The 15,501-nt window shown below is 55.7% G+C and carries 9 protein-coding genes; 6 read left to right on the top strand and 3 right to left on the bottom strand.

What is annotated here, in order from left to right; translation table 11 throughout:
• Nucleotides 1-46: 46 nt before the first annotated feature.
• From BIND_RS09135 to BIND_RS09150, 4 genes are all read left to right on the top strand, one after another.
• Nucleotides 47-1,657: an OpgD/OpgG family glucan biosynthesis protein gene (locus BIND_RS09135; RefSeq protein WP_012384789.1), complete on the top strand. Its 1,611-nt coding sequence runs from the start codon at nucleotides 47-49 to the stop codon at nucleotides 1,655-1,657.
• On the top strand, nucleotides 1,645-3,870 hold the full coding sequence (gene mdoH / locus BIND_RS09140) for a glucans biosynthesis glucosyltransferase MdoH (protein ID WP_012384790.1): 2,226 nt from the start codon (nucleotides 1,645-1,647) through the stop codon (nucleotides 3,868-3,870). Before BIND_RS09135 ends, mdoH begins: the two co-directional genes overlap by 13 nt.
• 528 nt (nucleotides 3,871-4,398) lie before the next feature.
• Nucleotides 4,399-5,226, top strand: coding sequence for a DUF2306 domain-containing protein (locus tag BIND_RS09145; protein ID WP_012384791.1), 828 nt, complete (start codon nucleotides 4,399-4,401; stop codon nucleotides 5,224-5,226).
• Between the two features lie 641 nt (nucleotides 5,227-5,867).
• Nucleotides 5,868-7,220, top strand: a complete 1,353-nt coding sequence (locus BIND_RS09150; protein WP_244395994.1) for a cytochrome P450 — start codon at nucleotides 5,868-5,870, stop codon at nucleotides 7,218-7,220.
• A 117-nt stretch (nucleotides 7,221-7,337) separates the two neighbouring features.
• Here BIND_RS09150 and BIND_RS09155 read toward each other — a convergent pair whose 3' ends face one another.
• The 3 genes from BIND_RS09155 to BIND_RS09165 all read right to left on the bottom strand — a co-directional run bounded on the left by BIND_RS09155 (nucleotide 7,338) and on the right by BIND_RS09165 (nucleotide 11,829).
• Complete coding sequence (locus tag BIND_RS09155; protein ID WP_012384793.1) at nucleotides 7,338-8,024, bottom strand: potassium channel family protein; 687 nt, start codon at nucleotides 8,022-8,024, stop codon at nucleotides 7,338-7,340.
• Nucleotides 8,025-8,324: 300 nt separating this feature from the next.
• Complete coding sequence (ppdK, locus tag BIND_RS09160) at nucleotides 8,325-11,003, bottom strand: pyruvate, phosphate dikinase (RefSeq protein WP_012384794.1); 2,679 nt, start codon at nucleotides 11,001-11,003, stop codon at nucleotides 8,325-8,327.
• Between the two features lie 229 nt (nucleotides 11,004-11,232).
• Nucleotides 11,233-11,829: an HdeD family acid-resistance protein gene (locus tag BIND_RS09165; RefSeq protein WP_012384795.1), complete on the bottom strand. Its 597-nt coding sequence runs from the start codon at nucleotides 11,827-11,829 to the stop codon at nucleotides 11,233-11,235.
• A 1,259-nt stretch (nucleotides 11,830-13,088) separates the two neighbouring features.
• Here BIND_RS09165 and dxs point away from each other — a divergent pair.
• Together dxs and BIND_RS09175 are read left to right on the top strand one after the other, a co-directional pair.
• A complete protein-coding gene (gene dxs / locus BIND_RS09170) occupies nucleotides 13,089-15,017 on the top strand; it encodes a 1-deoxy-D-xylulose-5-phosphate synthase (RefSeq protein WP_012384796.1) in 1,929 nt (642 codons plus the stop codon).
• Entirely contained in the window at nucleotides 15,010-15,501 is a 492-nt protein-coding gene (locus tag BIND_RS09175; RefSeq protein WP_012384797.1) for a hypothetical protein, read from the top strand. Before dxs ends, BIND_RS09175 begins: the two co-directional genes overlap by 8 nt.

Below are 15,501 nucleotides of genomic sequence, written 5' to 3' on the forward strand. Positions count from 1 at the left end.
ATAAAGAGACAGAATCAGCCTCTTCCAGCCTTAGTTTATCGCACCCATGATTGAACGCAGGGATTTCCTGAAATTCACCCTTGGCGGCGTCGCCATGGGACAATTGGCTCCAGGCCTCGGCCGAGACGGGAAGAATACTTCACCTTTTACTCTCGCCAGCAGCGCCAACGCCGAGGAAGCGACAACACCAGCTCCCAAAAGCCCATCCTCCGGCTTTACCCTCGGCGAGGCCAAGCCCTTCGAGCCCGCCAATGTCACGGAGGCCGCCCGCGCGCTTGCCCGTCAAGCCTATAAGCCGCTCCGTCAGCCGCTGCCGGATGTTTTCGCTGCGCTCAGCCATGATCAATACGGCACCATCTATGCGAAGCCGGGCACGGCCCTTTGGGCGGGAGACAATCTCGGCTTCGCGATCGAGCCTCTGCATCGCGGCTTTATCTTCTCCGACCCCATGGAGATCAATATTGTCGAGCATGGCGCCGCACGCCGCCTCGTCTATGATCAGGCTCAATTCGCCTTTGGCAAACTCGCCGTGCCGAACGCGATGGGAGATATTGGTTTTTCCGGGTTTCGGATCTTGGTGCCGCAAGATGCCCAGAATTTCGGGGCGCTCGCGACCTTTCAAGGCGCCAGTTTTTTCCATGCGATAGCCCGCGGGCAGAGCGAGGGCGTGACCGCGCGAGCCCTATCGATCAAAACCGCCGATCCGCGCGGCGAGGAATTTCCGGCGATCCGCGCCATCTGGATCGAAACCCCGACCCTCGCCGAAAATGCCCTGACGCTCCATGCCCTGATCGATTCAGAAAGCGTTGCCGGCGCCTATCGCTTCACCCTGCATCCCAGTGAAGCGACGATCATCGATACGGAATGCACGCTTTTTGCCCGTACGAATGTCGACCGTTTCGGCCTTGCCACCATGACCGGTGCGCATCTTCTCGCGCCCGTCGACCAACGCCATATGGACGATCTGCGACCACAAGTCAGCGAAGTCGGCGGCCTTGCGATGCTGTCCGGCCGAGGCGAATGGCTGTGGCGGCCCGTGGCCAATCGCGAAACCTTGCAGATTTCCGTATTCACGGACGAAAAACCGCATGGTTTTGGTTTTTTGCAGCGCGACCGTGCTTTTGACGCTTTTCAGGATGATTTTCAGCATTGGGAAACACGCCCCTCCCTGTGGATCGAACCGATCGGCGAATGGGCTGCCGGCGCCCTGCAATTGATCGAAATCCCCTCGGATGCCGAGATTAACGACAACATCCTTGCCTTTTGGCAGCCGCGTCAGGCCTTGGCACCGGGCAGCGAGACCTCCTTCGCCTACCGGCAATTCTGGTGCTGGACTCCCCCCGTCAGTCCTCCCCTGGCGATCACCACGGCTTCGCGTCAAGGGCATGGCTCAGCGGCGCGGCGGCGCCGTTTCCTTGTCCAGTTCACAGGCCCCGGCCTCGCCGATCCGCAAAAGATCAAGGACGTGAAACCAAATCTGACCGCCACGCCGGGCACGATCCTCGACATGCGCACATTCGCGCTGCCCGAACGGCAATCCTATCGCATTGTCTTCGAACTGGATCCCGGCACTGAAACCACTTCGGAAATGCGCCTCGTGCTTGAGGTTGCGGGAGTTCCGATCAGCGAGACCTGGCTTTACCGATGGACGCCCTGAACACATTCACCGACCACGCTCATCTGGCCGATCAAACGTTGTGGCAAGATCTCGAGGCTGCCGAGGGAAAAGAGGCGATCCTTTCTTCTCCCTTCGCGGCAACGCCGCCAGAGATGCCCCTCACCATGCCGGCACAAAACCTTGGTCGCTATGATCGGTCTCAACGCCGTTCCTGGCAAAAGAACCGGCCCCAGTTCTGGGTTTGGCTCGCGCGCCTCATCGTTTTCGGCGGCGGCCTTGCCTTAACCGCCTATGGCGCCTGGCAAATGTATCAAGTGGTGAGCCTCGGCGGCGTGACGCCGCTGGAATGGGTCCTGCTCGTTCTGTTCGTCGCCAATTTCTCTTGGATTGCGCTCGCCTTCACCGGGAGCATCGTCGGCTTTATCTGGCTCTTCGTGCGTCCGCCGGCCGATACGCCGACGCCAAAAACGTTGCGTGAAAAGACCGTCGTCGTGATGCCGATCTACAATGAGGCACCGGCCCGTGTTTTCGGCGCCATGCAAGCAATTTTCGAGGATGTCGAAGCCACCGGGCTGGGTCAGGCCTTCGACTGGTTCTTCCTGTCAGATACGACCGACCCCGATATTTTCATCGCCGAAGAACAGGCTTTCATCGCTATGCGCGAGCGGCTTGCGTCGAAATTCGGGTCAGCGCCGCGCCTCTATTATCGCCACCGCCCCAAGAATACAGCCCGCAAGGCCGGTAATATCGAGGATTTCGTCACCCGGTGGGGTGGCCTATACGCGCATATGGTGGTGCTTGACGCCGATAGCCTGATGACCGGCCATGCCATCGTCACACTTGCCGCGACAATGGAGGCCGACCCCGATTCCGGGATCATCCAGACACTGCCCTTGATCGTCAATCGCAACACGTTGTTCGCCCGTTTGCAGCAATTTGCCGCGCGTATCTATGGTCCCGTCATCGCTGCCGGCGTCGCCGCCTGGATGGGGCGCGACGGCAATTATTGGGGCCATAATGCGATCATTCGCATCAAAGCCTTTGCCGGTCATTGCGGCCTGCCGACACTCAAGGGCCGCCCGCCTTTCGGCGGCTTGATCCTCAGCCATGATTTCGTCGAGGCGGCCCTGATCCGCAGGGCCGGCTACAGCGTCTATATGCTGCCTACCCTCGACGGCAGCTACGAAGAATCCCCGCCGTCCCTCATCGATCTTTCGGCCCGCGACCGGCGCTGGTGCCAGGGCAATCTGCAACATCTGCGGGTGATCGGTTCGGCCGGCTTCCATCTCGCCTCGCGTCAGCATTTCGCAACCGGCATCATGGCTTATGTCGCCTCGCCTTTATGGATGGCGCAATTGATCATCGGTATCATTCTGGTGATTCAAGCGAGTTACATTCGGCCGGAATATTTCACCAACCAGTTCACTCTCTTTCCAACATGGCCTGTGTTTGATGCGAAACGGTCGCTCGAACTCTTCACATTGACCATGGCGATCCTGCTCGCCCCGAAATTTCTCGGCCTGATCCTCGCCTTGACACAAGGCAAAACCCGGCGTGGCAGCGGTGGCGCCCTGCCTCTCCTGATCTCCACGTTCTTCGAGATCATCTTCTCGGCTTTGCTCGCACCGATCATGATGCTGATCCAGACCGGCCATGTCATGCATTTCGCGTTCGGCTTTGATACAGGCTGGGATCCGCAGAGACGCGACGATGGCTCGATCCCCTTCAAGGCAATCGTGCGCCGGCATCGGTCCCATGTCGTCATGGGCGTGGTAACGCTGATCGCAGGCTATATGATCTCCCCTTCACTCATCGCCTGGATGTCACCGACCATTGTCGGTCTGTTATTGGCGATTGTCCTGTCATGGAGCACGGGCCTGCTCGGTCTTGGTCTTGCTCTCCGCCGTGTGGGTCTTCTCCTCACGCCTGAAGAACATGACAAGCCTAAGGTCGTCGAACGCGGCAATGTGCTTGGCGAAGAGCTTGCGGCGGCTTCAGGGCACGTTTCCAATGCCTTGACGGTGGTCCATAACGATGCGCGATTCCGTGCTTTCCATTCAGCCTTCCTCTCGTTGGGACCGAAACGCCCCCGAGGGCAGATCACGCCCGAATGGGCGCTCGCCCAAGCCAAACTTGGAGAAGCGGCTTCTCTTGAAGAGGCAGTGAAATGGCTGCAGCCGAAGGAGCGTCTGGCGGCGGTGCAGGATCCGACACTCATTGCCCGTGTGGCCGAATTACCGAAAAAGACATAGGCTAAGACCCGTGCCTCGGCGGCGACAAACTCACCGTTTACGTCGCCGAGAAGTCTTGAGAACTTCGGGAAGCCAAGCGGCAAGCCCCAGGCCGCGTTCAATGTCGCGTCCTTGGAAAGATTAGTTTACGCTCGAAAATAGTGCATGGGCGTCCAACTTCCGCCTCTTCGGCGTCGCCGGGAAAGTCTTCGAAGCCGGTACTGCCATCAGGACATTCGAATAAATCAACCATCGATTGTGCAAATCATCTTCAATGCTCGTGAAAATGATCCCTGCTTCGGCGATATATTTAGCCCTTTCAACCTGACGAATGCTGAGACTATATCAAGAAAAGCGCCCCAACACGTGAGGCGTTCTTTATGAGCGATCGTATGAAAGCATCAAATTCACAAAGAGATCGCCTTTTTGGAGTGGATTTTCAGTGTTTTCACATTGCAACGGATCCGATGTTCTCAGTATGAAAACAAATCCGTAGTCGCTCAATAATAATAAGATGGTTCACAAACCAGACGATCAGGGTGTCAGACAATGACCACTTCGGCTCCGTTTGAACGGGAAGATGGGCTGACACTCAAATTTACCGGCTGGATAGTGGGTGGCATTACCTGGGTGAGCGCGGCCATTTTCGGCCTTTATATCATCGCTTTCTATGGCGGTGCCGTACAGATTGGCCAGCCGGAACGCTGGAACGAACATCTCCCCGCGCTTTTTGACCCGGCTTCTCCAAGCACGGTCATCGCGATTGGAGTTCATTTCGTAGCAGGCACGATCCTTCTGCTGGCAGGCCCGGTGCAATTGATCCCGCACATTCGCAATACTTATCCTGCGATTCACCGTTGGCTTGGCCGCACCTATGTGGGTGCCGGTTTTATCTCTGGCCTTGGTGGCTTGGCTTTTATCCTGATGCGGGGCACGATCGGCGGCCTCCCCATGAATATCGGCTTCGGCCTGTATGGAGCCCTCATGATACTGGCTTCTGTCGAGACCTATCGCCACGCAGCCGCACGTCGATTAGAGCAACACAGGGCCTGGGCAATCCGGTTGTTCGCACTAGCCATCGGTTCCTGGCTCTACCGCATGGAATATGGTCTTTGGTTCGCACTCACCGATCCTATAGGGCATACCAAGACATTCGACGGGTGGTTCGACATAGTGATGTCGTTCTTCTTCTACGTGCCAAACCTTATCGTTGCGGAGCTTCTTATTCGTGGCCGCAATATTCAGACCAATACAATGTGGCACCTCTTCTGCACCGGAATTTTGACTTTATCGACAGTCTTCGTGGCGATTGGAACCTATTTTTTCACAACTCAGTTCTGGGGTCCTCAAATTTTAGCCTGGCTAAGAACACAATAGCCGTACCTTATACCAAAGCTCGCTCCAATCACCTTTGCCGTCCATTTCAAAGTTGCTTTGAAAGGTGGTCAACGAGCATGGACATAATCTTCTTGAAGTCTATCCGGCACATCTGTCAAATGATAAAATAAATATTACTAAGTATACCTGAATATATTGGTCTAATGGAGTGGACGAAGGCATGTTGATTTTCGTGATGTGAGCGCTCGTTGATCTATTTATCGGATATAGGCGGTCAATTTTCATGATCATGTCGTGAAAATCGGTAAAATGTCCTGCCACAATCAGGATATAATAAAGTAACCAGGCTTATGTGGCCAGAAAGCTGCGCATGAGCTGAAAGAGAACTTCGCTCACAGAGGAGGAAATGATTATAGAAGATACACGATACATTCATTCACGAGCATCTTTCTAAATTTACGACTGCAAGTTGAACCAGGCTCCACGTCAGCACCTGATACCAAGCTTGAATTGAGCCTGTTTGTTCCTTCGCTCACCATCAAGAGTGCTCATTCATCTTTCGCACTATTTCGAGTCCAGTCTTCTACGGCATGGTCAGAGCGTCATGTCGTGACCGTGAACATCTGGGATGGATCAACCGCTTCCGAGGATTTGCTATGAACAGCGCCACAGCCCCAATAATGACAAAAGATAGCCCGGGCATTGCCGTAAACCATGAGTCTACACTGCATTTCCTTAGGAAAATTATCTCAAATCCTCTTCAAACGATCCCGCCAGAAGCATTTCATGAGCCACTCGTTTATTCGGATATTGGAGGTAAGCCGAGAATTTATCTGAGCGATCCGGCCATCATCCAGGATGTTTTCATCAACAAGGCCGATTTCATCGTCAAAGGCACAATGGTCCAACGCATTCTTGGGCCGGCATTGGGAAATGGACTGCTGACAACGGATGAAGGCTCGAATTGGCGCCGGCAACGGCAATCCATCGGGCCCGAATTTCAGCATGCACGCCTTCTGGATTTTCAGGCTGAAATGATCAAGGCAGCCGAGCGAACACGAGACAGATGGTCGGCTTTAGGGTCTCAGGCCCAGATCGATCTGCGTCACGAAATGATGTTGACGACATTCGATGTCATAGGCGAAACGATGTTGTCCGGTCGTCAGGAGATGGATGTCTTCGCCATCGAGCAGGATATCGCCACTTATCTGAAAGCGGCCGGATGGCTCATGGCTCTTGAGATCATGCATGCGCCAGCGTGGACGCCATTCCCGGGTCGTCGCCGGAGCATGGCCGCGGCCAGGTCCATGCGACAAGCCGTCGTCGCCATGGTTGCCAGACGTCGCAAAGAGAACAGCCGGCGCGACGATCTCGTCTCTCGTCTCTTGGCGACACAAGATCTTGAAAGCGGTAAATCGATGAGCGACGAGGAGATTACGGACAATCTCCTGACCTTCATCGCCGCCGGCCATGAAACAACGGCGCAAGGACTCAGCTGGACCTTTTATCTTTTGTCACAGCACCCAGAAATCGAAACCAAAGTCATTAAGGAAATTGAGAATGTGACAAAAGGGCAAGCGCTTCGGCCGGACCATATTGCTCAGCTTGTTTATACACGGCAGGTCTTTTCCGAAGCGATCCGTCTTTATCCGCCCGTTCCTCTCTTCACGCGGAAAGTCGTCAAGAATTTCACTCTCGGGGATTTCACCATCCCTGCCGACGCGATACTCATCACCCCAATTTTTGCCGTGCACCGACATACAAGCTTATGGGATCAACCTGACCAATTTATTCCCGAGCGCTTCGATCCGGAGCAAGTCAAAGCGCGGCATCGCTTCAGTTTTCTGCCCTTCGGAGCCGGTCCCCGAACATGTATCGGAAATGCCTTCGCAATGATGGAAGCCGTAGCGATTTTAGCCGTTTTACTGCCGGTCTTTCATTTGGTTTACCGGTCGAGACAAGCGCCAGTTCCGACTCTGCAAGTCACTTTGCAGCCAAAACATAAACTGTATATTCAAGTCCACGGACGGTGAGTTGCTTTTAAGCACACCTGATCACTGGCCTCAGAGACCAACTCTCACGAAGCCTTGCGAAGGGCTCGAAGCGTTTTTCTTCGCCCTTCCGTCTTTTTCTTCTCCCTTCCGTCAAGCCTAACGTCGACCCTCGAGCTCGAGGGTCACTAATCTTGCGAGCAAGGTCGCAGGATAAAGCTGACCGATAATCGCTTCCAAATTGCAGAGGCTCCGAGCCAGAGGATGGATTGGAACAATATCCCCATAGCCGGTCGTGGTCAGCGTAACGAAGCTGAAATAGATCAAATTGCTGGCGAGCAGCGGACTGTCTTCCAACGCAATCCCCGATATCGCTCCTGGAAACAGAAGGCTGACGATAACGAACGCGGCCATGAAGACGACACCGATCAGAAGATAGAAAAGAACGGCGCCAACAATGCGATGATAGGTCACGCGACCTGGTGCGAACACAGCGCGAGCGACAACGAAGCCATATGTCAACGCAATCATCATCCACGCGCCGGCGACCAGGTGGAGATCAATCACTGATGGCTTATGCAGACGCGAGATAATAGCCACGGCGTTCATACAGAACGCGATCGACATTAAGAGAACGGCTATCATGCTGCCAGACATAACCAGCACGCCGACTATCATCAGCAAGACAAGAACAGTTCCAAATATCTCGAAGACGAGGCGCCCAGGAGTCTGGAGCGGAGCAGCAACGAACAATAAAAGCAGCAGGAGAACAGTCAGCAAAGTCAGGATCGGATCGCCGTATCGCTTCCGCAAATGATAGAGCCGCGTTTCAAAGCTGGAGCTCATTGCCAACGTGTCCCTTTACGCAGCAGGCAGGAAATAGCACCGCCTATCAAAGCACCACTTGGATTTTAGACAGGCTCCGATGGAAACGGTTCGCAGGACCTCGTTGAGCTTCATGGCACAGTAAGTCTAAAGCATCAGACCCAAAAATGGCTCCCACTTTTGGGACCAATCTGATGCGTTTTCAGGAACATAGAGCATCGGAGATGATCAATTTGAAAGTCCGATGCTCTAAAGCGCAAAAAATCCGCCCGGGGCTACCGGGCGGATTTTCAATTCATCGGATCATCCTGCCTGCGATTATCAGGCTTGGCTAGCCGCCGCCTGATTCAACGCGGCCTGAGCGGCTGCAAGCCGTGCGATCGGCACCCGGAACGGAGAGCAAGAGACGTAATCGAGCCCAACCTTTTCGCAAAAGCCGATTGAGGACGGATCGCCACCATGCTCGCCACAAATGCCGAGCTTGATGGCATCGCGCGTCTCGCGGCCACGAGAGACACCGATCTTGACCAACTCACCCACGCCTTCCTGATCAATCGACACAAAGGGGTCATTCGGCAGAATGCCCTTGGCCGTATAGGTGCCAAGGAAGGACCCAGCATCGTCACGCGAAATGCCAAGGCATGTCTGCGTCAGGTCATTCGTCCCGAAGGAGAAGAATTCCGCCGTTTCGGCGATCTCCCCGGCCCGCAAGGCTGCGCGCGGCGTCTCGATCATCGTGCCGACTTTATAGGGGATCGTCTCCCCGGTTTCCTCGGCAACCAGCTTAGCCATGGCATCGATCCGATCCTTGACGAGATCGAATTCGGCCTTGCTCACGATCAAGGGCACCATGACTTCCGGCTGGACAGTCTGGCCAGTCTTTTTCTTCGCCTCGACCGCGCCTTCGAAAATAGCGCGCGCCTGCATTTCGGCGATTTCCGGGAAGGCGATTGCCAGGCGGCAGCCGCGGAACCCGAGCATCGGGTTGAATTCGTGCAGTTCCGCCGCGCGATGCTTCAGCCTCTCGGCCGAGACGTCGAGCGATTTGGCAACCTCGGCGATTTCCGCTTCGGTCTGGGGCAAAAATTCATGCAGCGGCGGATCGAGCAGACGGATCGTGACCGGCAGGCCGGACATGATCTCGAACAATTCAGCGAAATCACCACGCTGGATCGGGAGGAGCTTGGCAAGAGCCGCGCGGCGGCCGGCTTCGTTCTCGGCAAGGATCATTTCGCGCACGGCGACGATACGATCGGACTCAAAGAACATGTGCTCGGTGCGGCAAAGGCCGATCCCCTCGGCGCCGAACTTGCGCGCAACGCGAGCGTCTTGTGGGGTCTCGGCATTGGCACGAACATTCATGCGGCGCGCCTTGTCGGCCCATTCCATCAGGACAGCAAACTCACCCGAAAGTTCAGGCTGCAGCATTTGCGTCGCGCCCTTGATCACCTGACCGGTTCCCCCGTCGATGGTGATCATGTCGCCCTTCTTGAAGGTAACGCCCGAAGCGGTCATCGTGCCTTGCGCATAATCGACGCGCACGCTGCCGGCCCCGGAGACGCAGGGCTTGCCCATGCCACGCGCGACGACCGCCGCATGCGAGGTCATGCCGCCACGCGTTGTCAGAATGCCTTCCGACGCATGCATGCCGTGAATATCTTCGGGCGAGGTCTCGACGCGGACCAAGATCACCTTATGACCGGCGCTCTTCAAATGCTCCGCTTCATCAGAGGTGAAAACGATTTCTCCAGAGGCCGCACCGGGAGAAGCCGGCAGGCCCGTCGCGACAATGGTGAGTTCGGCCTTGGGGTCGATGGTCGGATGCAGCAATTGATCGAGCGAAGCCGGATCGACGCGGCCGACCGCTTCTTCCTTGGTGATCAAGCCTTCATTGGCCATATCGACGGCAATCCGCAGCGAGGCCTTGCCGGTCCGCTTGCCGTTACGGGTCTGCAGCATCCACAATTTGCCGCGCTCGACCGTGAATTCCATATCCTGCATGTCGCGGTAGTGCTTTTCGAGCAGGTTGGTCGTGCGCACGAATTCCGCGAAAACCTCCGGCAGGGCGGTTTCCATCGAGGGTTTGTCGGAGCCGGCGCCGATGCGCGCCTCCTCAGTAATATTCTGCGGCGTGCGGATACCAGCGACGACATCCTCGCCTTGGGCGTTGATTAGGAACTCGCCATAGAGCTCCTTGACGCCCGTGGACGGGTTGCGGGTAAAGGCAACGCCAGTGGCCGAGGTGTCACCCATATTGCCGAACACCATGGCCTGGACGGTGACCGCCGTGCCCCAGCTCGCCGGAATATCGTGCAGGCGACGATAAGTGATGGCACGGGCATTCATCCAGGAGCCGAAGACAGCGCCGATCGCGCCCCACAATTGTTCCTGCGGGTCCTGCGGGAACGGATGGCCGAGCGTGTCCTGCACCTGCTTCTTATAGCCGGTGATGATGACCTGCCAGTCCGCCGCGCTGAGATCCGTGTCGAGCACAAATCCCTTGGATTCCTTGTAGTGCTCCAGGATTTCCTCGAAATGATGATGCTCAATGCCAAGCACCACATTGGAATACATCTGGATGAAACGGCGATAGGAATCATAGGCGAAACGCTCGTCGTCGGCGTTTTTCGCCAGCGCCAGAACGGTCGTGTCATTGAGACCGAGATTGAGGACGGTATCCATCATGCCCGGCATGGAAGCGCGGGCACCGGAGCGAACCGAGACAAGAAGCGGATTTTGATCATCGCCGAAAATCCGGCCTGTCAATTTGGCCACATGCGACAAAGCATTGGTGACCTCACCGGCGAGTTCGCTGGGATAGGCCTTGTTGTTTTCGTAAAAGGCGGTGCAAACCTCGGTAGTAATGGTGAAGCCGGGCGGAACCGGCAGGCCGAGATTGGCCATTTCGGCAAGATTGGCACCCTTGCCGCCGAGCAGATTGCGCATTCCGCCCGCTCCCTCGGCCTTACCGTCTCCGAATGTATAAACCCATTTCCCCATTTCGGAATCTTCCCTTTATCAAAGGTGAATCGTGCAAGGTATGCCCTCACGAATCTCTTGCATTCGTGAACGATTGATCAGGGTCTTCTCATGTTCGAAGACTTCGTGGAAGAAGGATCATGGATCGGAGACCAAAGATACTGGCTCTCAAATCCAGATCCCCCGCGTGGCAGACCTTATGTGAAATCTTGTTTTTGTTGTGCGGTGAGAACGCTTTCACAGGAACGGCTCACAGCAAGGACAGGCGGTGAGCGTGGCGCAACCGCAATCCAATGGCGATCCAGCCGGCCCCCCAAAACAAAAGATCGAGGCCGAGCAGGATCCCGAGAATGAAATAGCTGTTGGCGGGCCAGCCGACGACGATGAGAATGCCGACGAGAGCAGTCAATACACCCGCCAGAAGGACGGGTCCGCGGACCTCGCTTTCTAGCCGAAATGCAAAATAGATCCTCACAAGGCCAGTGGCGATCATGCCTGTTCCAAGCAGGAGAGTGAAGAAAGCGGCCGCCATCAAGGGCTGCGCAAGAGCTAAAGCGCCGACGACGATATAGCAAAGCCCAGCCACGATCCAGAGGAAGAAATGGCTCCAGAATTTGGCGTTCAAGCCGACTGTGATCTCGGTCCCGCCGGCGATGATCATGAAGATCGCGATAATATAAACCGAGGCGATGGTTGCGGAAAAGATGAGGGCCAGAGCGATAAGACCGAGCAAAGCGCTCAAGGCGCCAAAAGCAACGATCCATCCCCAATGGGAGCGCAAGACGACGATCGCCCGGCCGAGGCTCGGGGGAAGTTCCAGGGGAGAGGGATTTTCCGACAATGACATGTGCTTGCCCTCCTTCTCTCATGCGTCCGATGATCCGGAAATGCGCTCACGGCAGAATGGTCCCGCGAGAATACGGCTTTGCACATTTTTCGCGCGCACCAGCATCTCTCTGCACGAATAAAGTGCATCCTGATCGATGGACTAGAGTAGAAAACCTCCATATGGACGAACATCACCCTCAAAACTCACTTTGCCAAACGAACAGAGTTTGATGGTGAAAATACGTCAAATATCAAAAATGCATAACTTGCGATGAGCCATTTCGCTTTAGCAGACGGAAAAATAAAGCGAAACAATAAATCGCGGAGCTGGCTCGATTTAGTGTCATCTGAAACGATGAGGACCAGGCCGGAGCTTCATTTTGTCGCTTCTCACTCGTTCCATTGCCTCCTTCACCTGTCTCCATCGCGAAACAATTGTCCTGAGCTCTTTAGCATTCACAAATACAACACACAGATCAGGGAGCTGGACCCCGTATCGAAAAACCTTTCACATCCCCTTTCTCAGGGGATTACAAGGGCTTGAGATCTTATTCCACCCCTCTGGGCGAAATCGATCTCAGCGCCAGCAGACCCGCGAACATTGGGATGGAGATCTATAAAATAGAGTTATTTCAAAGATAAAATCATGAATATTAAACAACTGGATCAACTAAGAAGATCACGCGAGGGCATCCTTTCCCCTTTGGGAGGACATCGTCAAATTTTTTTCTCCTTGTTTTAAAAGCACTTTCCTGACTAACCTCATCTACTGGATGAAGTCCGACGCGACAAAAATCCACATCATTTGATATGACAATATCTTACAAAAAGCAGGCGACAGATCCACGAACTGGGAAGGAACGATTCTTTCCTCTTTTGATTTCTTCCCTCAACACCTCCCTGTAAAATACTGATTTATAATATGTTCGTACCTCTGGATTTTCGACATGCGTCACCCAAGTTCAGAAGGGCCCGGGTCCAGCAATTGAATCTGGCCTCGTCAAGATCAGACGCCCTTGAAACTCGATCGACGAGGCCAACATGGCCACCGTTTGGATCAAAACAAAAGTGTGACGCAAAGGTCGCGTATCCTGAAAGAATCGCTAAAAATGGCACATTATCGGCTTGGCTCCATTGCAGGGCCGCTCATGTTTGGTTTACGGGTTGCCATTAATCCCGCGAATAGAAAGCCCCTTTCGGCTTCTTCGCACATTCGGGGCGGCCTTTGCATGGATCGAGGATCGCCCATCACACGGAATTCCTATTGAAGAGGCGCCGGTGAGGACAGATTCGAAGACTCCCCTTCTCGATACGATCGCCACTCCCACAGATCTCCGCCGTTTGAAGGAATCGGACCTGGCGCAGCTCGCTGATGAGTTGCGTACTGAGACGATTGATGCGGTTTCGGTCACGGGTGGCCATCTCGGCGCCGGTCTCGGCGTCGTCGAGTTGACAGTCGCCCTGCATTACGTTTTTGACACACCGCACGATCGGCTGATCTGGGACGTCGGTCATCAGGCCTATCCGCACAAGATTCTGACGGGACGGCGTGACCGGATTCGCACGCTGCGGCGTGCAGGCGGATTGTCTGGATTCACCAAACGGTCCGAAAGCGTTTATGATCCCTTCGGCACCGCTCATTCCTCGACGTCGATCTCCGCTGGTCTCGGCATGGCAGCGGCGACCACGCTTTCGGGTGGCAATAATAATGTTATCGCCGTGATTGGCGACGGCTCCATGTCAGCCGGCATGGCCTATGAGGCCATGAATAATGCCGGCGCCATGCATTCCCGTCTCATTATCATTTTGAATGATAATGAAATGTCGATCGCTCCGCCGGCAGGAGCGCTTTCCGCTTATCTCGCTCGCCTTGTCTCGGGCGGCACCTATCGCACGGTTCGCGAAGCCGCCAAGCAGCTTGGCCGGCATTTGCCGCATTTCATTTATGACCGCGCCCGCAAAACCGAGGAATTCGCCCGGAACTTCTGGGCCGGCGGCACGATGTTCGAGGAGCTTGGCATCTATTATGTCGGCCCGATCGACGGTCATAATCTCGACCATCTGCTGCCCGTCCTGAAAAATGTCCGCGATTTCAAGGAAACGGGACCCATTCTCGTCCATGTCGTGACGCAAAAGGGCAAGGGCTATGCGCCGGCCGCCGCGGCGAGCGACAAATATCACAGCGTCAATACCTTCGACGTCGTCACCGGTGTCCAGACCAAGCCCAAGGCCAACGCGCCGTCTTATACGCGCGTCTTTGCCGATGCCCTGGTCAAGGAGGCCGAGCGCGACGACAAGATCGTGGCGATCACCGCCGCCATGCCGGGGGGCACTGGCCTCGACGTGTTTGGCAAAGCCTTTCCTGAGCGCACATTCGACGTCGGCATTGCCGAGCAGCATGCCGTGACCTTCGCGGCTGGTCTCGCGACCGAAGGCTATCGCCCCTTCTGCGCCCTGTATTCCACCTTCCTTCAGCGCGGCTATGATCAGGTCGTGCATGATGTGGCGATACAGAATCTGCCTGTTCGCTTCGCCATCGACCGCGCAGGCCTCGTCGGCGCCGATGGCGCGACCCATGCGGGTTCGTTCGATGTGTCCTATCTCGGCATTTTGCCGAATATGGTGATCATGGCCGCCGCCGATGAAGCGGAGCTCGTCCATATGGTCGCGACGGCCGCCGCCTATGATGAAGGCCCAATCGCTTTCCGTTATCCACGTGGCGAGGGTGTCGGCATCGAATTGCCGCAAATCGGCGAAATTCTCGATATCGGCCGTGGCCGTATCGTGCGGGAAGGCACGACGGTAGCCCTCCTGTCGCTCGGGACGCGCCTTGCGGAAGCCTCAAAGGCGGCGGAGCAATTGGCGAGCTATGGCATTTCCGTCACGGTCGCCGATGCGCGTTTCGCCAAGCCCCTCGATCTCGATCTCGTGCGGCGGCTCGCCAAGAATCATGAGGTTTTGATCACCATCGAGGAAGGCAGCGTCGGCGGTTTCGGTTCCTTCGTCATGCAGGCCCTGGCCGAGGAAGGCTTGCTGGATGGAACGGGTCTCAAATTCCGCTCCATGGTTCTGCCTGACACGTTCCTCGATCACGACAAGCCGGAAAAGCTCTATGCCCAGGCCGGCCTCGACGCCAAGGGCATTGTGGCCAAGGTTCTCGCGACGCTGGGACGCGAGAACGAAGCCCATCAAAGCCTGATTGCCTGAGACGGAACCAGATCTCCCTTTTTCCGCAAGGATCGCCGCCGAAGCGCTCGCGGCCGTCCTTGCGGCTTTTCGGCGTGATGGCACTGATATTCCATGGCTCTATCTGATCCGTGCACCCTTTGAATATGGCATGGATGAGTGGGTTCTTCGTCTCGTGACGGAAGAGTCGCCGCAGGCCATGTGGGCAAAAAGGGTTCATTTGCGGCGCGACGGCCTTATGCCCGCTCTACCCGTCGAGGCACGCCTCGATACGGTTAGCCCCAAGGATCTTGAGGCTCTTTGCATCGCCGATTATGCAAAAAATGCTGAAAGCTGGCCGATTATTCTCGATGATTTCATCTGGAAAGGCCTATATTTCGATTATGTCCTGATCGCAGGCATTGACGTCAAGCCTTTGAAGACGCCCTTGGCAAAGACCAGGCGGGTGCAGCGCCGCGCGTCGAACGCCAGACCACACCGTGGCAAGCTCTCACACGGCTCCTAG

Origin of the sequence: Beijerinckia indica subsp. indica ATCC 9039 (assembly GCF_000019845.1) — a bacterium.
GTDB lineage: Bacteria > Pseudomonadota > Alphaproteobacteria > Rhizobiales > Beijerinckiaceae > Beijerinckia > Beijerinckia indica.